The 19,672-nt window shown below is 67.6% G+C and carries 18 protein-coding genes; 11 read left to right on the top strand and 7 right to left on the bottom strand.

Annotation, left to right across the window (positions count from 1 at the left end):
- Positions 1-96: 96 nt before the first annotated feature.
- The 3 genes from VSR71_RS08195 to VSR71_RS08185 all read left to right on the top strand — a co-directional run bounded on the left by VSR71_RS08195 (position 97) and on the right by VSR71_RS08185 (position 2,029).
- Complete coding sequence (locus VSR71_RS08195; protein WP_133096856.1) at positions 97-645, top strand: peroxiredoxin; 549 nt, start codon at positions 97-99, stop codon at positions 643-645.
- A gap of 106 nt (positions 646-751) precedes the next feature.
- On the top strand, positions 752-1,273 hold the full coding sequence (locus tag VSR71_RS08190) for a carboxymuconolactone decarboxylase family protein (protein ID WP_342913385.1): 522 nt from the start codon (positions 752-754) through the stop codon (positions 1,271-1,273).
- A 180-nt stretch (positions 1,274-1,453) separates the two neighbouring features.
- Positions 1,454-2,029, top strand: coding sequence for a GNAT family N-acetyltransferase (locus VSR71_RS08185; protein WP_342913384.1), 576 nt, complete (start codon positions 1,454-1,456; stop codon positions 2,027-2,029).
- Between the two features lie 42 nt (positions 2,030-2,071).
- On the opposite strand, the gene ispF is transcribed toward VSR71_RS08185, so the two are convergent.
- Positions 2,072-2,581, bottom strand: a complete 510-nt coding sequence (gene ispF, locus VSR71_RS08180; RefSeq protein WP_342913383.1) for a 2-C-methyl-D-erythritol 2,4-cyclodiphosphate synthase — start codon at positions 2,579-2,581, stop codon at positions 2,072-2,074.
- A 14-nt stretch (positions 2,582-2,595) separates the two neighbouring features.
- Positions 2,596-3,336, bottom strand: a complete 741-nt coding sequence (gene ispD, locus VSR71_RS08175) for a 2-C-methyl-D-erythritol 4-phosphate cytidylyltransferase (protein WP_342913382.1) — start codon at positions 3,334-3,336, stop codon at positions 2,596-2,598.
- Positions 3,337-3,575: 239 nt separating this feature from the next.
- On the opposite strand from ispD, the gene mfd reads away from it, so the two are divergent.
- The 8 genes from mfd to VSR71_RS08135 all read left to right on the top strand — a co-directional run bounded on the left by mfd (position 3,576) and on the right by VSR71_RS08135 (position 13,723).
- Positions 3,576-7,037, top strand: coding sequence for a transcription-repair coupling factor (gene mfd, locus VSR71_RS08170; RefSeq protein WP_342913381.1), 3,462 nt, complete (start codon positions 3,576-3,578; stop codon positions 7,035-7,037).
- Positions 7,038-7,126: 89 nt separating this feature from the next.
- On the top strand, positions 7,127-8,344 hold the full coding sequence (gene argE, locus VSR71_RS08165; RefSeq protein WP_342913380.1) for an acetylornithine deacetylase: 1,218 nt from the start codon (positions 7,127-7,129) through the stop codon (positions 8,342-8,344).
- Between the two features lie 262 nt (positions 8,345-8,606).
- Complete coding sequence (locus VSR71_RS08160; RefSeq protein ID WP_342913379.1) at positions 8,607-9,992, top strand: amidohydrolase; 1,386 nt, start codon at positions 8,607-8,609, stop codon at positions 9,990-9,992.
- 105 nt (positions 9,993-10,097) lie between these two features.
- Positions 10,098-10,952, top strand: coding sequence for a phosphoserine phosphatase SerB (serB, locus tag VSR71_RS08155; protein WP_342913378.1), 855 nt, complete (start codon positions 10,098-10,100; stop codon positions 10,950-10,952).
- A 205-nt stretch (positions 10,953-11,157) separates the two neighbouring features.
- Positions 11,158-11,472 (top strand): hypothetical protein, encoded by a 315-nt coding sequence (locus VSR71_RS08150; RefSeq protein ID WP_342913377.1) that lies wholly within the window; start codon positions 11,158-11,160, stop codon positions 11,470-11,472.
- The gene (locus VSR71_RS08145; protein ID WP_342913376.1) at positions 11,469-11,771 is read left to right on the top strand and encodes a hypothetical protein; all 303 of its coding nucleotides are present in this window, start codon (positions 11,469-11,471) and stop codon (positions 11,769-11,771) included. Before VSR71_RS08150 ends, VSR71_RS08145 begins: the two co-directional genes overlap by 4 nt.
- A 10-nt stretch (positions 11,772-11,781) precedes the next feature.
- The gene (locus VSR71_RS08140) at positions 11,782-13,419 is read left to right on the top strand and encodes a PepSY-associated TM helix domain-containing protein (protein WP_342913375.1); all 1,638 of its coding nucleotides are present in this window, start codon (positions 11,782-11,784) and stop codon (positions 13,417-13,419) included.
- 64 nt (positions 13,420-13,483) lie between these two features.
- Entirely contained in the window at positions 13,484-13,723 is a 240-nt protein-coding gene (locus tag VSR71_RS08135) for a DUF2789 domain-containing protein (protein ID WP_029049291.1), read from the top strand.
- Positions 13,724-13,759: 36 nt separating this feature from the next.
- Here VSR71_RS08135 and VSR71_RS08130 read toward each other — a convergent pair whose 3' ends face one another.
- The 5 genes from VSR71_RS08130 to VSR71_RS08110 all read right to left on the bottom strand — a co-directional run bounded on the left by VSR71_RS08130 (position 13,760) and on the right by VSR71_RS08110 (position 19,572).
- Positions 13,760-14,986, bottom strand: coding sequence for a cystathionine beta-lyase (locus VSR71_RS08130; RefSeq protein ID WP_342913374.1), 1,227 nt, complete (start codon positions 14,984-14,986; stop codon positions 13,760-13,762).
- Between the two features lie 166 nt (positions 14,987-15,152).
- Positions 15,153-15,770 carry a hypothetical protein gene (locus VSR71_RS08125; protein ID WP_428979362.1) on the bottom strand — a complete coding sequence of 206 codons (618 nt, stop codon included), beginning with the start codon at positions 15,768-15,770 and terminating at the stop codon, positions 15,153-15,155.
- Positions 15,771-15,778: 8 nt separating this feature from the next.
- Positions 15,779-16,963, bottom strand: coding sequence for a beta-ketothiolase BktB (gene bktB, locus VSR71_RS08120; RefSeq protein WP_342913373.1), 1,185 nt, complete (start codon positions 16,961-16,963; stop codon positions 15,779-15,781).
- A 115-nt stretch (positions 16,964-17,078) separates the two neighbouring features.
- Positions 17,079-18,458, bottom strand: a complete 1,380-nt coding sequence (rimO, locus tag VSR71_RS08115; protein WP_342913372.1) for a 30S ribosomal protein S12 methylthiotransferase RimO — start codon at positions 18,456-18,458, stop codon at positions 17,079-17,081.
- 145 nt (positions 18,459-18,603) lie between these two features.
- On the bottom strand, positions 18,604-19,572 hold the full coding sequence (locus tag VSR71_RS08110) for a tRNA-dihydrouridine synthase (RefSeq protein WP_342913371.1): 969 nt from the start codon (positions 19,570-19,572) through the stop codon (positions 18,604-18,606).
- Between the last annotated feature and the right edge of the window lie 100 nt (positions 19,573-19,672).

Genomic DNA, 19,672 nt, shown 5'->3' with positions numbered 1-19,672 from the left:
TGTCGCGGTGCACCGCAGCAAAGCTGCCTGGCAGGATCCACGCCGGGCCGCAGCGGCGGCACTGTACTCATTGCAACCGTATCTGGAGATAGTCTTATGAAGACCGTTGGTGAAAAGCTCGAAGCCTTCCACGTCGTCGGTGTCAAGCCGGGTTTCAACAATCACGAAGAGAACGGCCAGTCGGCTTTCGAAGACATCACCGAAAAGTCGTTCGAAGGCAAGTGGAAGGTTATCTACTTCTACCCGAAGGACTTCACCTTCGTGTGCCCGACCGAAATCGTTGCCTTCGCCAAGCTGAACGGCGACTTCGCTGACCGCGACGCGATCGTGCTGGGCGGCTCGACCGACAACGAGTTCGTCAAGCTGGCATGGCGCCGCGAACACAAGGACCTGAACAAGCTCAACCAGTGGCAATTCGCCGACGTGACCGGCTCGCTGATCGACCAGCTGGGCGTGCGTGACCAGGCGGCCGGCGTGGCCCTGCGCGCGACCTTCATCGTCGACCCGGACAACGTGATCCAGCACGTTTCGGTGAACAACCTGAACGTCGGCCGCAATCCGGACGAAGTCCTGCGTATCCTGGACGGCCTGCAGACGGACGAGCTGTGCCCGTGCAACCGTGCCGTTGGTGGCGCAACGCTGTAATTTGCAGTTTTTCGCCAGACACCGTGGCGATCCGCGGAGGGCCCTGCCCTCCGCTCCGAAACCCGCTCGCGCGGGTTTTTTGGGCCCCGATCGATAGGAGAAATAAATGGAATTCCTCAGCACGATTAAAAACCTGATCCCAGATTTCGCCAAGGACATCCGCCTGAACGTGGACGGCACCATCGCCCGCTCCTCGCTGGAAGACAACGATGCGGTCGGCGTGGCGCTGGCGGCGGCATTCGCGGCGCAGAGCAAAGTGCTGGTGGATGCCATCCGCAATGCCGGCGTGCTGTCGCCCGAGGAAACCAACGGCGCGCTGACCGCCGCTGCGCTGATGGGCATGAACAACACCTGGTACCCGTACGTCGAGATGGCGGACGACACCGACCTGTCGACCCAGCCCGCCGGCCTGCGCATGAACGCCTACGCCACCCATGGCGGCGTGGACAAGCGCCGTTTCGAGATGTACGCGCTGGCAGCCTCGATCGTGGGCAAGTGCCACTTCTGCGTGAAGTCGCACTACCAGCTGCTGAAGAACGAGCAGGGCATGACCGCGCAGCAATTGCGCGACGTGGGCCGCATCGCCGCGGTGATCGTGGCCGCGGCCAACGTGATCGCCGCCCAGTAAGTACACAGCGCGCCCCCGCGCCCTCCGACGGGGCCGTCCCGCGGCCCCTGTAGCACAGCAGCCGGCAGCTTCCCAGCGGGAAATGCCGGCTGTTCCCATCCTGCAACCGATCCCGCACCGGGCTGCACTGGCGCGGCGATCGGCCTACAATCCAGGCAGCATATGCACTTTCAGCCTGCCATGACCCTGCCTTCGCCGACTTCCCCCCGTTTTCACTACCGCCTTGCCGCGGTGCATGACTGGGGCGACATCGCTGCCGTCACGCAGCAAGCCTATGGCCAGTATGAGCTGGCAATCATGGAAGACTGCCGGGCCTCGTTCCAGCGCGGCATGCAGGCGGTGCTGGCGACCAGCAATCCCGACATGGAATGGTGGGTGGCAGAAACCGATCACGGCATCATGGGTGCGGTGCTGTTCTGCCATCCCGGGGCAACGCTGCCCGCGCTCGACGGCAGCACCATCACGCTGACGCAGCCGGAAGCGCGGCTGCTGTCGGTCAGCCCGCAGGCGCGCGGTCTGGGGCTGGGGCGCACGCTGATGCAGATCTGCATCCAGCGCGCGCGCGATATCGGCTCGCCTACGCTGCTGGTGCGAACCATGCCGGAGATGGCCTCGGCCAACCGGCTGGTGCAGCAGATGGGATTCACCAAGCGCACCGAGGCCGGCGCGCGCTCGGGCGCCATGGCGCGGCTGATCGACTACACCTACGCCATCCCTCCGGAAAACGCCCCTGTGGCAGACGCGCCGCACAGCTAGCAAAGCTCGCCCATCGCGCACACCGCGCCCGCCACAGGGCGTTCAGTCCTGCGCGCCCGTCACCGACGCGCGCCAGACCAGCACCGCGGCCTGTGCCACGATCCCTTCCTGCCGTCCTTCGAAGCCCAGCTTTTCGTTGGTCTTTGCCTTGACGTTGCAGCGCCCGGGCGCCAGCCCCAGGTCTTCCGCCAGGTTGGCCACCATCGCGCCGATATGCGGTGCCAGCCTGGGGGCCTGCGCAATCACGGTGGCATCGACATTGCCGATCTCATAGCCGGCCTCGCGCACGCGGCGCGCGGCCTCGCGCAGCAGCACGCGGCTGTCGGCGCCGGCAAACTGCGCGTCGGTATCGGGAAAATGGCGGCCGATGTCGCCCAGCGCGGCCGCGCCGAACAGCGCGTCAGTCACCGCGTGCAGCAGCGCGTCGGCATCGGAATGGCCCAGCAGGCCGCGATCGTGCGGGATTTCCACGCCGCCAAGGATCAGCTTGCGGCCGGGCACCAGCGCGTGGACGTCATAGCCCTGGCCCACGCGGATATCGAAAGGCATCATTGCGGTTACGCTCCTTATGCTCCATTTGCTCCAGTCCCCAGCAGCACCTCAGCGAGGGCGAAGTCTTCCGGGTATGTCACCTTGAAATTTCGCAGCGAGCCGTTGACCAGCCGCGGGTGCAGTCCCAGCCGTTCGATCGCGCTGGCTTCGTCGGTCACCACCGCGCCGGCCGCCAGGGCATCCTGCAGCGCCTGGCGCAGCACGCCCAGCCGGAACATCTGCGGGGTCTGCGCCTGCCACAGCCCTTCGCGCGGCACGGTGCCGCCGATGCGGGCATCGTCCTGCGCGCGCTTTAGGGTGTCGGGCACCGGTACCGCCAGGATGCCGCCGATGGCCGCATCCGGATCGTCGTCGCCGTCGCTTTCGACCGCGCGCACCAGCGCGTGGATCATCGCCGGCGTCAGGCCCGGACGCGCCGCGTCATGCACCAGCACCCAGTCGGTATCGGTGGCGCCGAGCTGGGCCAGGTGATGCAGTCCCGCCAGCACCGATGCATGCCGCGTGTCGCCGCCAATGAAGGCGGTGTCGAAGCGCAGTCCGGCGAACGTGGCCGCGCCGAAGCGCGATTCCAGCGGCATGTCGTCGGGCGCCAGCACCAGTGCGGTGGCGTTGATGGCGTCGCACGCCGAGAACGCCGCCAGCGCGTACCAGATCATCGGCCGGCCGGCCACGGTCTGGTATTGCTTGGGAACGGTGCCGCCGGCGCGGCTGCCGGTACCGGCACAGGGAATCAGGGCAAAGCGGCGAGCTGACACGGCTGGGGCAGGAAGTGAATGGAATGGCGAAGTGAAGCTGCAGGGCCTGGGGCCAGCGCCGGCACCGTGGCGCCAGCGGGACAACCGGGTCGCATTCTATAATACGGCCCTTGCCCGTCGCCATGGCGCATGCATGCCTGGCGGCGCGGGCGGGTGCCGCCATATGCCCGCCGCATTCTGTCCGACCCCCGCCCGCAATGCCGGCGGGGTGTCGTCGTTTTGAACGCCCCGTTGCCGACATGCCTGACGCTACGTCCTCCCTGCCCTTCGTCAACCTTCCGCTGGTCAAGCCCGGCCTGCGCCACACCGTGGCCGGCCTGCGTGGCTCGGCCGATGCACTGGCCATTGCCGCCTACGCGCGGCAGCACCGCGCGCGCGTGCCGATGCTGGCAGTGGTGTGCGCCAATGCCGTCGACGCCCAGCGCCTGGCCGAGGAAATCCCCTGGTTTGCGCCAGAGCTGCGCGTGCGCCTGCTGCCCGACTGGGAAACGCTGCCCTACGACAGCTTCTCGCCGCACCAGGACCTGGTCTCCGAACGCCTGGCCACGCTGCACGATATCCAGGGCGGGCAATGCGACGTGATGCTGGTGCCGGCCAGCACCGCGCTGTACCGGCTCGCGCCGCCGTCCTTCCTGGCCGCCTACACCTTCTTCTTCAAGCAGGGCGAGCGCCTGGACGAGGCCGCGCTGAAGGCGCAGTTCACGCTGGCCGGCTACGAGCACGTCAGCGCCGTGATGCGCCCGGGCGAATACAGCGTGCGCGGCGGCCTGATCGACCTGTACCCGATGGGCTCGGCGCTGCCGTACCGGATCGACCTGTTCGGCGACGAGATCGAGACTATCCGTGCCTTTGATCCGGACACGCAGCGCAGCCTGTACCCGGTCAAGGAAGTGCGCCTGTTGCCGGGCCGCGAGTTCCCGCTCGACGAAGCTGCGCGCACCGCCTTCCGCGGGCGCTGGCGCGAAGTCTTCGAGGGCGACCCGACCAAGTCGCCGATCTACAAGGACATCGGCAATGGCGTGCCGTCGGCGGGCATCGAGTACTACCTGCCGCTGTTTTTCGAAGCCAGCGCGACGCTGTTCGACTACCTGCCGGCGGATACGCAACTGGCCTTCGCGGGCAACATCGATGAAGCGATCCGCCGCTTCTGGGCCGACACCACGCAGCGCTACAACTTCATGCGGCACGACCGCGAGCGTCCGCTGCTGCCGCCGGCCGACCTGTTCCTGTCCGAGGAGCAGTTCTTCGTCGGCGCCAAGCCGATGGCGCGGCTGGTGCTGCAGACCGAGCCAGGCGCGGACCAGACCCCGTTCTCGGCGATCCTGCCCGATGTCTCGGTCAACCGGCGCGCCGACGACCCGCTGGTCAACCTGGAATCGCTGCTGCTCGACAAGCAGATCCGTGTGCTGATGTGCGCGGACTCCGCCGGCCGGCGCGAGACGCTGCTGCAGCTATTTGCAGAGAGCGGCCTGCGCCCGCAGCCGGTGGACGACTTTGCCGCGTTTCTTGCCGGCGAAGCGCATTTCTCGATTGCGGTGGCACCCTTGCAGAGCGGCTTCGCGCTGCCCATTGGGCTGCCACAGGGGCAACTCGCCTTCGTCACCGAGGCCGAGTTGTACGCAGGCACCGCGCGCCGCACCGGCCGCCGCAAGCAGGAACAGGCGACCGCAGTCGACTCGATGGTGCGCGACCTGGCCGAACTGAAGATCGGCGATCCGGTGGTGCACAGCGAACACGGCATCGGCCGCTACCATGGCCTGGTGTCGCTTGACATGGGCCAGGGCGAGGAGGAATTCCTGCACCTCGAATACGACAAGAGCAGCAAGCTGTATGTGCCGGTGCACCAGTTGCACGTGATTTCCCGCTATTCCGGCGCCGATCCGGACACCGCACCTTTGCACCACCTGGGCTCGGGCCAGTGGGACAAGGCCAAGCGCCGCGCCGCGCAGCAGATCCGCGATACCGCTGCTGAGCTGCTGAACCTGTACGCGCGCCGCGCCGCGCGCGAGGGCTTCGCCTTCCCGCTGTCGCCGAAGGACTATGAGACCTTTGCCGAAAGCTTCGGCTTCGAGGAAACGCCGGACCAGGCCGCCGCCATCGCCGCGGTGATCGCCGACATGACCTCGGGCAAGCCGATGGACCGGCTGGTGTGCGGCGACGTCGGCTTCGGCAAGACCGAGGTGGCGCTGCGCGCTGCCTTCGTTGCGGTGCTGGGCGGCAAGCAGGTGGCGATGCTTGCGCCGACCACGCTGCTGGCCGAGCAGCATTTCCAGACGCTGTCCGACCGCTTCGCCGAATGGCCGGTGCGCATCGTCGAACTGTCGCGCTTCAAGACCAAGAAAGAGATCGACGCGGCCATCAAGCAGATCAACGAGGGCAGCGTCGACATCGTCATCGGCACGCACAAGATCCTGTCCGACCAGGTCAGGTTCCAGCGCCTGGGGCTGGTCATCATCGACGAGGAACACCGCTTCGGCGTGCGCCAGAAGGAAGCGCTGAAGACGCTGCGCGCCGAGGTCGACATCCTGACGCTGACCGCCACGCCTATCCCGCGCACGCTGGGCATGGCGCTGGAAGGCCTGCGCGATTTTTCGGTGATCGCCACCGCGCCGCAGAAGCGGCTGGCGATCAAGACCTTCGTACGGCGCGAGGAAGATGGCGTGATCCGCGAGGCCATCCTGCGCGAGCTCAAGCGCGGCGGCCAGATCTACTTCCTGCACAACGAGGTCGAGACCATCGAGAACAAGCGCGCCAAGCTCGCCGAGCTGGTGCCCGAGGCGCGCATCGCGGTGGCGCACGGCCAGATGCACGAGCGCGAGCTGGAGCGCGTGATGCGCGATTTTGTCTCGCGCCGCGACAACATCCTGCTGTGTACGACGATCATCGAAACCGGCATCGACGTGCCGACCGCCAACACCATCCTGATCCACCGCGCCGACAAGTTCGGACTGGCGCAGCTGCACCAGCTGCGCGGCCGCGTGGGGCGTTCGCACCACCAGGCCTATGCCTACCTGCTGGTGCACGATGTCGACGGCCTGACCAAACAGGCGCAGCGCCGGCTCGAAGCGATCCAGCAGATGGAGGAACTGGGCTCGGGCTTCTACCTGGCCATGCACGACCTGGAAATCCGCGGCGCCGGCGAGGTGCTCGGCGACAAGCAGTCGGGCGAGATCCACGAGATCGGCTTCCAGCTCTATACCGACATGCTCAACCACGCGGTCAAGGCGCTCAAGGCCGGCAAGGAGCCCGACCTGATGGCGCCGCTGGCGGCGACCACCGAGATCAACCTCGGCACGCCGGCGCTGCTGCCCAACGACTATTGCGGCGATGTGCATGAGCGCCTGTCGCTGTACAAGCGCCTGGCCAACTGCGAGACTGCCGAGCGTGTCGACGATATCCAGGAAGAACTGATCGACCGCTTCGGCAGGCTGCCGGCGCAGGCGCAGGCGCTGGTGGAAACGCACCGGCTGCGCATCGCCGCGGCGCCGCTGGGCGTGCGCAAGATCGATGCGGGCGAGGCCACCATCAGCGTGCAGTTCGTGCCCAACCCGCCGATCGATGCCATGCGCATCATCGACCTGGTGCAGAAGAACCGGCATATCAAGCTGGCCGGGCAGGACAAGCTGCGCATCGAGGCCAAGATGCCGGACGTGACGGTACGCGCGCAGACGATCAAGCATACGCTGCGGCAACTGGCTTAAAGCTGCGGGCGGTGCCTGCGCCGCCTGCATGGACTCTGCACACGACCGGGTGTAGCATCGGACTCCTGATCGGTTAGAGATAGCGCCCCATGCCAGCCCAAGCCGCCGCCCCAAGCCAGACCGCCAATGACCACCCCGCGCGCGGCAGCGCGCTCGAATGGACCCAGCGGCTGGTCGCCTACGACACCACCAGCCGCCACTCCAACCTCGGCCTGATCGAGACCGTGCGCGACCACTTCCTGGCCAGGGGATTGAAGCCGCATCTGAGCTACAACCCGCAGCAGGACAAGGCCAATCTCTTTGTCACGGTGCCCGCGGCCAATGGCAGCACCAACGGTGGCATCGTGCTGTCGGGCCACACCGACGTGGTGCCGGTGGACGGCCAGAACTGGACTACCGATCCGTTCAAGCCGGTGATTCGCGACGGCAAGCTGTATGGCCGGGGCACCTGCGACATGAAGGGCTTTATCGGCACCAGCCTGTCGCTGCTGCCGGCCATCCTCGACGCAAGGCTGCGCGAGCCCGTGCACTATGCCCTCTCGTTCGATGAAGAGATCGGCTGCATGGGCGCGCCCTATCTGCTGGCCGAACTGCGCGAGCGTGGCGTGACGCCCGGCGGCTGCATCGTCGGCGAGCCGACCAGCATGCGGGTGATCGTCGCGCACAAGGGCATCAACGCCTACCGCTGCTGCGTCCGGGGCCAGGCCGCGCACTCGTCCCTGACGCCGCGCGGCGTCAATGCCATCGAATACGCGGCGCGGCTGATCTGCTTCATCCGCGATATCGCCGACGAGTTCAAGGCCAACGGCCCGTACGACCAGGCCTTCGACGTGCCCTACACCACCGCGCAGACCGGCACCATCCAGGGCGGCATCGCGCTCAATACCATCCCCGCGCTGTGCGAGTTCGTGTTCGAGTTCCGCAATTTGCCTGGGGTGGATCCGGAAGCGATCTACGCGCGCATCCATGCCTACGCCAACGACGTGCTGCTGCCGAAAATGCGCGCCGAGCATGCCGATGCCGGCCTGACGCTCAGCAAGATCGCCGCCGCGCCGTCCCTGGATGTTGCCGAGCAGGCCGCGATCACGCAGCTGGTGCGGGCGCTGACGGCAGACCGCGAGACCAACAAGGTTGCCTATGGCACCGAAGCCGGGCTGTTCCAGCGAGCGGGCATTCCGGCGGTGGTGTGCGGGCCCGGCGATATCCAGCAGGCGCACAAGCCGGATGAGTTCGTCGCGCTGGAGCAGCTGGCGGCGTGCGAAGGGTTCTTGCATAAGGTGGTGGATAGCCTGCGGGTTACGGCCTGATTTGGTCCGCCGCGGCTTTGTCGTCCGCACTGCGTCGATACGCCCGCCCTCACCCCAACCCTCTCCCGCAAGCGGGAGAGGGAGCACGGCCTCGGCGTTCGACGGCATCGTAATCATCCCATCCCCCTTGTTTGCTCCCCTCTCCCGCCTGCGGGAGAAGGGCGGGGGTGAGGGCCGGCGCCTGCAGTACTCCAGCGCCCCGCTCACCAAGTAGCCAACCACTCTGCCAGCATCAAACCAACAATAACGAAGGAGATTTTGCATGGCCGTCCGTTCCACCGCATCCCGTTCCCCCCTCCGCATTGCTTGCGCCAGCCTCGCACTCGCGGCCGGCCTGCTCTGCAACCCCGCGCAGGCGCAGACCACGCCTGCCCCGGCGGGCGCCGCCGCCGACGCCCTGCACGCCCAGATCGAAACCCGCGCCAGGGCGGTGGAAAAGCAGCTGATCGCCTGGCGCCGCGACATCCACCAGCACCCGGAGCTCGGCAACTACGAGACCCGCACCGCGCAACTGGTCGCCGACCACCTGCGCAAGCTCGGCATGGAGGTGAAGACCGGCGTGGCCAAGACCGGCGTGGTGGGCGTGCTCAAGGGCGGCAAGCCAGGCCCGGTGGTCGCGTTGCGCGCCGACATGGACGCGCTGCCGGTGAAGGAACGTGTCGACGTGCCGTTTGCGTCCAGGGCCAAGGGGCAGTATCTCGGCAAGGAAGTCGACGTGATGCACGCCTGCGGCCATGACACCCACGTGGCGATTTTGATGGCCACGGCGGAAGTGCTGGCCGGCATGAAAGACCAGCTACCCGGCACGGTCAAGTTCATCTTCCAGCCGGCCGAGGAAAGCCCGGCGGACTTCGAGCCCAATGGCTCGAACATGTGGGGCGCAAAACAGATGGTGGCCGAGGGCGTGCTGGACAACCCGAAGGTCGATGCGATCTTCGGCCTGCACGTCAGCAGCGGCATCGAGTCCGGCAAGCTCGGCTGGCGCAGCGGCGCATCGATGGCCGCGGCGGACCAGTTCTGGATCGACGTCAAGGGCCGCCAGACCCACGGCGCGCGCCCGTGGGGCGGCATCGACCCGATCGTGGTGGCCTCGCAGATCGTGATGGGGCTGCAGACCATCCAGAGCCGCCAGGTCAATGCCATGCTGGAGCCGTCGGTGATCACCGTGGGCACCATCCACGGCGGCAACCGTATGAACATCGTGCCGGAGAAGGTCGAGATGATGGGCACGATCCGCACCTATGACGAAGGCATGAAGAAGGACATCCATGCCCGCATGAAGCGCACCACCGAGGCCATCGCCACCAGCGCCGGGGCGGAGGCCAACTTCCGCGTGGTCGAGCTGTACAACGCCACCATCAACCAGCCTGCCCTGACGGACCAGATGGCGCCCACGCTCAGGCGCGTGGCCGGCGACGGCAACTGGATGACCACGCCCAAGGCAACAGCGTCGGAAGACTTCTCATTCTACCAGGAGAAGGTGCCCGGCCTGTTCTTCAACCTGGGCGTGACGCCCAGGGGCCAGGATGTGACCAAGGCGCCCTCCAACCACTCGCCCGAGTTCTATGTGGACGAGCCGGCGCTGATCAACGGCGTGCGCGCACTGTCCAACCTGACGGTGGACTACATGCTGATGGCGCAGCGCTGAGCATCCGGGCAGCGCTCAGCCAGGCGGCCAGGGCGGCTACAATAACGGTTTTTCCGTGTTGCCGCCCTCTTTGCCTGTGCTGCACGCGCCCGATCCTCACCTGTCATGCCCCTGATCCTCCAGAGCACCGCCCCGCTTTCCGCCGCCGACCTCGACACCGTCCGCACCCTCGCCCGCGCCTCGAAACTGGTGCCGCGCAGCGACACCGTGGCCGCTGCCGAGGACTGCGCGCCGCTGACGCCGGCGCTGCGCGATGCGCTGGACGATTTCTGCGGTCCGCGCGGTATCGACTGGGCCGTGGTCCCCGCCGGACGCAAGCTGTCGGACTTCCGGCTGGTGGCGATGGACATGGACTCGACGCTGATCACCATCGAGTGCATCGACGAGATCGCGGATTTCTGCGGCCTCAAGGCCGAAGTCTCCGCCATCACCGAAGCAGCGATGCGCGGCGAGATCACCGACTTCAACGAAAGCCTGCGGCGCCGCGTGGCGCTGCTCAAGGGCCTGGACGCCAGCGTCCTCGACCGCGTCTACGCCGAGCGCCTGCGCCTGTCGCCAGGTGCCGAACGCATGCTGCAGGCCGTGCAGGCACTGGGCATCAAGACGCTGCTGGTGTCGGGCGGGTTCGTCCACTTCACCGACCAACTCAAGCCGCGCCTGAAGCTGGATTTCACCCGCGCCAATACGCTGGAAATCGTCGACGGCAAGCTGACCGGCAATGTGGTCGGCGAGATCGTCAACGCCGACGTCAAGGCCCGTACCGTGCAGGAAGTCTGCGTGCAGATCGGCGCCACGCCGGACCAGGCCATCGTCATGGGTGACGGCTCCAACGATCTCAAGATGATGGCGGTCGCCGGCCTGTCGGTGGCCTTCCGCGCCAAGCCGGTGGTGCGCGCGCAGGCCAGCGTCGCATTCAACCACGTCGGGCTGGACGGGCTGCTGGCGCTGTTCCCCCACTGACGTCACGCGATCTGCCGCGGCGCCGATCTTTTGGCGCCGTCTTCTGGCGCCGAGTTCGTGGCGCCGCGTTCGTGGCGCCGCTGCATCGTACTTTCGGCATGGATGGCGGCGCCGCCACGTTTCGGCGCCTCTCGCCAACATTCCGCTTGCAGCGACAAATGCGAATCATTACCATTAATGTTTCGATTCGCTGACATTTCCTTTCATGCAAGTTCTGGCCGTTTTTCTGGGCCTGGCCGCGGCCGCGTGCCTGTACCTGGCTGCGCCTAACCAGGTCCTGCTGCCGCCCGGACGCGGCCCGCGGCCGCGCATATTTGGCTGGCTGGGCCTGGCGCTGGTGATAGCCAGCACTTGGCTGTGGAGCACCACCAATGGCTGGCCGGTGGCGATCGCCGCCAGCCTGGCAACGGTGCCCTGCGCGCTGTCGGCCTGTCCTTTCGTCGGCATTTATGCCCAACGCAAGCGCCAGGCGGCTCAGGGCCGGATGGTGCAGACAGGGCAAGGGGGCCAACAGGCATGAACGCGACCCCCGATACCATGGGCACCAAGTGGCTGGCTGGCACCCTGCTCGGCCTGCCCCTCGCCGTAGCGCTGTGCACGCTGTCGATCCTGTGGCTGCCCGGCGGCTGGGAATCCGGCATCGTCGCCGCGGTCGTGGCTTGCCTGCCGGTGTGGGTGGCCATCATCAGTGGCAGCCTGCTGTTCCGCACCAGCCGCTCGGCCTGGCTGTGGCTGGGGGGCGCCACCCTGCTCTGCTTCGGCGCGCTGTGGGCCCTGCGCCTGGCGGGCCTGGCCCCGGCCGCACTGCCCGTCTCCTGAGAACGCCATCATGAAAACCGCAACCCTGCGCCTGTACCAGACGCTGCATACCTGGGTCGGCCTGATGGCCGGCTGGGCCCTGTTTATCGCCTTCTTTGCCGGCGCCGTGACCGTGTTCCACCACGAGCTCCACGTGTGGCAGTCGCCCACGCGCCTGAAAGGCAATGCGCCGGTCGAGGCCAAGGCCGACCCGGCAGCGGTCGACCGCTTCATGCACAAGCTGGTGGCACTCCACCCTGAGGCCGCCGCCAGCGCCTATGTGATCATGCCGTCCGAAGGCGAGCCCAATATCGCCGCCTACTGGCAGGACAAGGCCGGCGAATGGCAGATGACCACCGACGCGCGGCTGGCCGGCGACGCCGCGATGCAGCGCGACACCTCGCGCGACCACGTGATCGGCGAACTCTCGGCGTTCCTGAACAGCCTGCACTATTCGCTCGGCATTCCGGTCGGCGGGATCTACTTCATGGGCGCGATCTCGGTGCTGTACGGGCTGGCGCTGGTGTCGGGCGTGCTGCTGCACCTGCCGCGCCTCAGGAAGGACCTGTTCGTGGTGCGGCCGGGACGCAACCTCAAGCGCTTCTGGATGGATGCGCACAACGTGCTGGGACTGTTCAGCCTGCCCTTCCACCTGGTCTTTGCCATCACCGGCGCGCTGTTCTGCCTGTCGCTGGTGCTGATGATGGTGTTCAACACGCTGACCTTCGACGGCCGCCTGTTCGAAGCCGTGCCGCGCGCCACCACCGCGGTGCCGGAGGTGGCTGCCGCCGGCCGCGCCGTGCCGACGATGCCCGCCGCGACCCTGGTGCGGATCGCGCAACAGCATGGCGGCGAGCGCTTCACGGCAGAGTCGTTCCGCTTCCAGCGCTTCGGCGACGCCAATGCCGTGGTCGAAGTGCGCGGCACCAGCACCAGGGCGCTCGGCAACCTCGGCTCGGTCGGCATCCACGCCGCGCAGGGCGAACCCAACGCGGGCCAGCTGACCTCCAACCAGACCGCCGGCGCACGCGACGGCAATCACGGGCTGTACAGCGCACTGTACGCGCTGCACTTCGGCACCTTCGGCGAGTTGCCGGTGCGGCTGGTCTACCTGCTGGCCGGCCTGGCCGGCGCGTTCCTGTTCTATTCGGGCAACCTGCTGTGGATCGAGTCGCGGCGCAAGCTGCGCCAGGCCGAACAGCCGCGCGTGCACCGGTTGCTGGCGCAGGCGACCGTGGGCGTATGCATCGGCTGCTGCATCGGCGTGGCGCTGTGCTTCCCGGCAGCGCTGCTGTGGCCCGAACGCGCGGTGAGCTACACCTACTTCACGGCGTTCGGCATTGCCTGCGCGTGGGCGCTGCTGCGCCCGCCGGTACGGGCGGCGATCGAACTGCTGTACGTGGCGGCCCTGGCCGCGCTGACCGTGCCGCTGTCCAACGCCATCCTGACCGGCGACCACCTGCTGCGCAGCATCCCCAGCGGGCACTGGATCATCGCCGGCTTCGATATCGGCGCCATCGCGCTGGCGGCGGGTTTCGTCGCCCTCGCCCGCGCCACCCAGCGGCGTGCGCGCAGCGGACCGGCCGAGTCGGTCTGGGCAATGCCGCGTGCCGCCTCGTCCACGGCCACGGCCGGCGCCAAGCCGATGTCCGGCGCGGACGTCCGCTGAGCGCCGGCGGTCGCACGGGGCTCGCCTACACTACATGAGCCCCCAACCAGCAAACCCGACCGCCATGGAACCGACCTTCCACCAGTTTTCCGAACTGTTCGCGCAACTCGGCCTGGCTTCCGATGAAGCCAGCATCCGCAGCTTCATCGGCCAGCACGCGCCGCTGCCAGACGATGTGGAGCTGGCGGAGGCGCCGTTCTGGACGCCGGCGCAGTCGGCACTGCTGCACGACGAGCTTCTCGACGACGCCGACTGGGCCGAAGTGGTCGACCAGCTCAACCTGGCGCTGCGCAAGCCTGCCTGAAGCGGCGCGGGGCGCCCCGCCTCCGCCCTGCCTTCCTTACACCGCGCCCAGCTTCGCCTCCATCGCCTGGCGCAGGTCGGCGATCAGGTCGCGCGTGTCTTCCAGGCCGATATAGAGCCGCACCAGTTCGCCGGAGTCCTGCCAGCCGGCCGGCGGCCAGGTTCCTGCCGGGCGCATGCTCTGCACGTGGTAAGGCACGGCCAGGCTGTGCGCACCGCCCCACGACCAGCCGATCGCGAACAACTGCAGCGCCTCGACAAAGGCATCGACCTGCTGGCGCGAGTAGCGCGCGCGCAGGACGATGGCGAACAGGCCGGTGGCGCCGGTGAAGTCGCGCCGCCAGTTGGCATGGCCGGGGCATTCGGGCAGCGCGGGATGCAGCACGCGCGCCACCTCGGGCCGCTGGCACAGCCATTCGGCGACTTCGCGCGCGCCGCGGTCGTGCGCCGCGAGCCGCACCGGCAGGCTTGGCAGCCCGCGCAGAACCAGGTGGCAGTCATCGGCGGACACCCCCCAGCCCATCAGCATGCGGGTGCGCCGCAGGCGGTCGTGCAGCGCATGGTCAGCCGTCATCACCGCGCCCATCAGCACATCGCTGCCGCCGGACTGGTATTTGGTCAGCGCCTGCACCGAGATATCGATGCCCTTTTCGAACGGGCGGAAGTAGACGCCGCCCGACCAGGTGTTGTCGATCGCCGTCAGCACGCCATGCGCCTGCGCGGCGGCGACGATGGCATCGGTGTCCGCCACTTCCATCGTCACCGAGCCCGGCGACTCCATCCAGATCAGGCGCGTCTCGGGCCGGATCATCGCGGCCATGCCGGCGGCGTCCATCGGGTCGTAGTAGCGCACCGACACGCCGTAGTCGCGCGCCAGCCATTCGCCATGGTCACGGTTGGGACCGTAGACGTTGTGCGGCACCAGCACGTCGTCGCCACTCTTGAGCAGCGCGAAGTAGACCAGCGAAATCGCCGCCAGCCCGGAAGGCAGCAGCAAGGTATGGCGCGCGCCCTCGATCAGTGCCAAGTGTTGGCACAGCGCCTCGCTGGTCGGGGTGGCGTGCAGGCCGTAACGCCAGTAGGTGGTGGCGCCGTCACCCTGCGCACGCAGTTCGGCCAGGTTCCGGAACACCACGGTCGAGCCACGGTGGATGGCGGGCGAGAACGAGGCAAAGCCGGATGCGATGTCCAGTTCGGGCTGGACCGCCACGGTCTGCAGGTAATGGGGGCGGGATGCGGGCTTGTCGGACGATGAATCGGACACGGCGGATTCCTTGCTGGCTGCTGGCCGGCGCTGGCGCGATGCCAGGCAGGCATCACACTGTCCCGGCCAGGAATGAGACTCGGTGAGCCTTCGAGCTTACCAGCAAATGCCGGCCGCGCCACCGGGAACGGTAACGGTCGGCCTATCGCGCGAGAATGGTGCCGAATTACCAGCCGGAGATCGACGACTTGGGCGGCGGCGGCGCGTAGGTGACGCCGCTGCCGGGCGTCATGTCGAACGGCGGAATGACGAGCACGCCCAGCGGGCGGATAAAGAACGGCAGCACGATGGCGGGATTGAAGGCATCGGTCCAGGTGCCGCGCACGGCGCCACTGGCGTCGATATTGCCCTCCCAGTTGCCCGTTACGCGCGTGCCATCGTCCGACTCTTCCATCAGGAAAGCGCCGTTTTCCCATTCACCGGCGAGCAGGCGCACACCGGCGCCGCGGCCGCTATATTCGCCGCGCACGCTGTCGCGCTCGTCGGGCTTGGGGCCGAGCCGCAGCCGCACGGGCTGGTCGCCGACCTTGCCGACATAGACCGGCAGCGATGCATATTCGGAGCGCGGCGCCAGCGGCCTGGGCGCGCCGGTCGACAGCGCCGTGCCGCGCCTGGCCTCGCCATCGCGGATGGCCTGGTTGATGCCCAGGCTCTCGCCGCCAACCGCGCCCGCCCCGACCGGGCCGGTCGACAGTTCGGTCGCCGGTGCGGCCTGCGCCGTGCCCGCCAGGGCGAGCACGGCAGCCAGCGCCGGGATGGACGATTTCAGCAGCACACGGCGCAAGGCGAACCTCAGATCCGCTCGAAGATGGCGGCAATGCCCTGCCCGCCGCCGATGCACATCGTCACCAGCGCGTAGCGGCCTTGCACACGTTGCAGCTCGTGCAGCGCCTTGACCGTGATCAGCGCGCCAGTGGCGCCGATCGGGTGGCCCAGCGAGATGCCCGAGCCGTTCGGGTTGACCTTGGCCGGATCCAGGCCCAGGGCCTTGGTGACGGCGCAAGCCTGCGCGGCGAAGGCTTCGTTGGCTTCGATCACGTCCAGGTCGGACACCTGCAGGCCGGCGCGTTCCAGCGCGATCTTGGTCGCCGGCACCGGGCCGATGCCCATGGTCTTCGGATCGACGCCGGCATGGCCGTACGACACCAGGCGCGCCAGCGGCTTCAGGCCGCGGCGCTCGGCCTCGGCACGCTCCATCATCACCACCGCGGCAGCGGCGTCGTTCAGGCCCGAGGCATTGCCGGCCGTGACCGTACCGTTTTCCTTGACGAAAACCGGCTTGAGCTTGGTCATGTCGTCCATGGTGGCGTCATGGCGCACGTGCTCGTCGGTGTCGAAGGTGACCTCGCCCTTGCGGCCCTTGCTCACCACCGGGACGATCTGGTCCTTGAAATAGCCGGCCTTGATCGCGGCGGACGCGCGGCGGTGCGATTCCAGCGCGGCCTCGTCCTGCTGCGCGCGCGAGATGTCATATTCCTTGGCCACGTTCTCGGCCGTGACACCCATGTGGATGCGGTGGAACGGGTCGTGCAGCGCGCCCAGCATCATGTCGACCAGGCCGGCGTCGCCCATGCGGGCGCCCCAGCGGGCCGCCGGCGCCAGGTACGGGGCCCGGCTCATGCTTTCGGCACCGCCGCCGATGGCGACGTTGGCGTCGCCCAGCAGGATGGTCTGCGCGGCGCTGACAATGGCCTGCAGGCCCGAGCCGCACAGGCGGTTCACGGTCAGCGCGGGCGCGTTGACCGTGACCCCGCCGTTGACCGCGGCAACGCGGCCCAGGTACATGTCGCGCGGCTCGGTCTGGATCACGTTGCCGAACACCACGTGACCGACGTCGTCGCCGGATACCTGCGCACGGGCCAGCGCCTCGCGCACGACCAGCGCGCCCAGTTCTGCCGGCGCCACATCCTTCAGGCTGCCGCCAAAGGTTCCGATCGCGGTACGGACACCGCTCACCACTACGACTTCACGCGTCATGACTTGTCTCCAAGGAGGTATGTTGCACCGCACAGTATAGCGGTGTCGGCACAGAAACGAACGACCGTACTTTTACCTAATCGCCGCTGCGCCGGCCTCGTCCGGCAGGACTAGCTCAGACCTCGCCCCACAGGTCGTGGCCATCGGCACCCGTGATCTTCACGTCGACGAACTCGCCCGCGCGGTAGCGCTGCGAGGTACGCTCCGGCGGCGCGATATAGACCAGGCCGTCGATTTCCGGCGCATCCGCCGACGAACGGCCAATGCCGCCGTCCTGGTTGACCTCGTCGACCAGCACGCGCAGGGTCTGGCCGACCTTGCGCTGCAGGCGGCGTGCGGACACTTCCTCGGCCACTTCCATGAAGCGGGCGCGGCGCTCTTCGCGCACCTCGTCGGGCAGCGCGCCCGGCAGGTCGTTGGCCGTAGCGCCTTCCACCGGCGAGTACGCAAAGCAGCCGACGCGGTCGAGCTCGGCCTCGGCGATAAAGTCCAGCAGCGTCTGGAACTCGGCCTCGGTCTCGCCCGGGAAGCCGGCGATAAAGGTGCTGCGGATGGTCAGCTCGGGGCAGATCTCGCGCCAGGCGCGGATGCGGTCCATGGTCTTCTCGGCGTTGGCCGGGCGCTTCATGCGCTTGAGCACGTCCGGGTGGGCGTGCTGCAGCGGCACGTCCAGGTAAGGCAGCACGTGGCCCTGCGACATCAGCGGGATGATCTCGTCGACGTGCGGATACGGGTAGACGTAGTGCAGGCGCACCCAGGCGCCGTGCTGCGCGGCCAGTTCGCCCAGCGCCGCCACCAGCTCGGTCATGCGGGTCTTGAGCGGGCGGCCGTTCCAGAAGCCGGTGCGGTACTTGACGTCGACGCCATAGGCGCTGGTATCCTGCGAGATCACCAGCAGTTCCTTGACGCCCGCCTTGAACAGGTTCTCGGCCTCCAGCATGACTTCGGCCACGGGGCGCGACACCAGGTCACCGCGCATCGACGGGATGATGCAGAACGAGCAGCGGTGGTTGCAGCCCTCGGAGATCTTCAGGTACGCGTAGTGCTTGGGCGTCAGCTTGATGCCGGCGGCCGGCACCAGGTCGGTGAACGGATCGTGCGGCTTCGGCAGGTGCGTGTGCACGGCCTGCATCACTTCGCCCAACGCATGCGGTCCGGTCACGGCCAGCACCTTGGGGTGCACCGACGACACGATGTCCTGCCCCGCCGCGTCCTTCTTGGCGCCGAGGCAACCGGTCACGATGACCTTGCCGTTCTCGGTCAGCGCCTCGCCGATGGCGTCCAGGCTTTCCTGGACGGCCTCGTCGATAAAGCCGCAGGTATTGACCACCACCAGGTCGGCGCCGTCATAGGTGCCGCTGATGGCATAGCCCTCGGCGCGGAGCTGGGTGATGATCTGCTCGGAGTCGACCAGGGCCTTGGGACAGCCAAGCGAAACGAAACCCACGCGCGGACTATGGTCTTTCTGGGTCGTTGATTCTGAAGGGTTTTTCACGGTGCGATACGAATGTGGGGCAGGCGGGGCGGAGTATATCCGGTTATCGCGCGGGCGATCGGGCGCCCTGCGATTGCAGGCCAATCGTATATTTTACCCTTTTGCCAGCCTTTGCCGGCGCCTGACGCCACACTTGACGGCTGGTTCAATCGGGAATCGGAGAGGCGCCGGGGGCACTCAGCAGCAGGCGCGCGATCTCGGCCGAGTCATGCATGCGCCGGATTGCGGCATGCAGTTCGTCGGCCTGCGGCCAGGTCCGTTTCAGATAGCTGAGCCAGAGCTTGACCCGGCCGTGCTCATGGCAGGACGAGATCCGTTCGTGCAGCTTCCTCAGGTACAGCGAGATCTGGCGCAGCACCAGCGGCCATTCCGCGGCGGACGGCGCGCTCTCCATCTGGCCGCGGATGCGCTGGGCCAGGAAAGGGTCGGAGACCGCGCCGCGCCCGATCATCACATCGTCGCAGCCGGTCACTGAACGACAGCGCTCCCAGTCGGCAACTGTCCAGACGTCGCCGTTGGCAATGACCGGAATGTCGATGGCCTCCTCGATCCGCGCGATCCACTCCCAATGCGCGGGCGGCCGGTAACCATCGTCGCGCGTGCGCGCATGCACCACCAGCGACGCCGCCCCGCCTTCCGCGAGCGCCGCGGCGCAGTCCAGGGCGAGCGCGGTATCGGAAATACCCAGCCGCATCTTGGCGGTCACGGCAATATGCGCCGGCACCGCGGCGCGCACGGCGGCAACGATGCGGTTCAGCAATTCAGGTTGGCCGAGCAGCATGGCGCCGCCGCCATGCCGGTTGACCACCTTCGCCGGACAGCCGAAATTCAGGTCGATACCGTGCGGCGACAGGGTTGCAGCATAGGCGGCATTGCGCGCCAGCCATTCGGGATCGCTGCCCAGCAACTGGATCACCATCGGGGTGCCGCTGCGAGTAAAGCCGCCCTCCAGGGTTTCGGGCGTATCCCGCTCATAGACACGCGCGGGAAGCAGCGAGCCCGTTACCCGGACAAACTCCGACACACAGCCGTCGAAGCCGCCCAGGCCGGTCAGCACGTCGCGCAAGACATAGTCCGCTAGCCCCTCCATCGGAGCGAGGATCAGCCGGCTCATATCAGGAGTGCGCCAGGCGGCGCGCGCCGGCTGTGCGGGCACGCAATGGGCAAGGAAGGTGGATTCTGGAAGGCATCGGGAGTCGCGCTTTGCAGGCGAG

Source organism: Cupriavidus oxalaticus (assembly GCF_038900635.1).
Taxonomy (GTDB): Bacteria; Pseudomonadota; Gammaproteobacteria; order Burkholderiales; family Burkholderiaceae; genus Cupriavidus; species Cupriavidus oxalaticus_B.
Note: the sequence above shows the minus strand (reverse complement) of the source record. Positions and strands in the feature narration are given on the sequence as shown.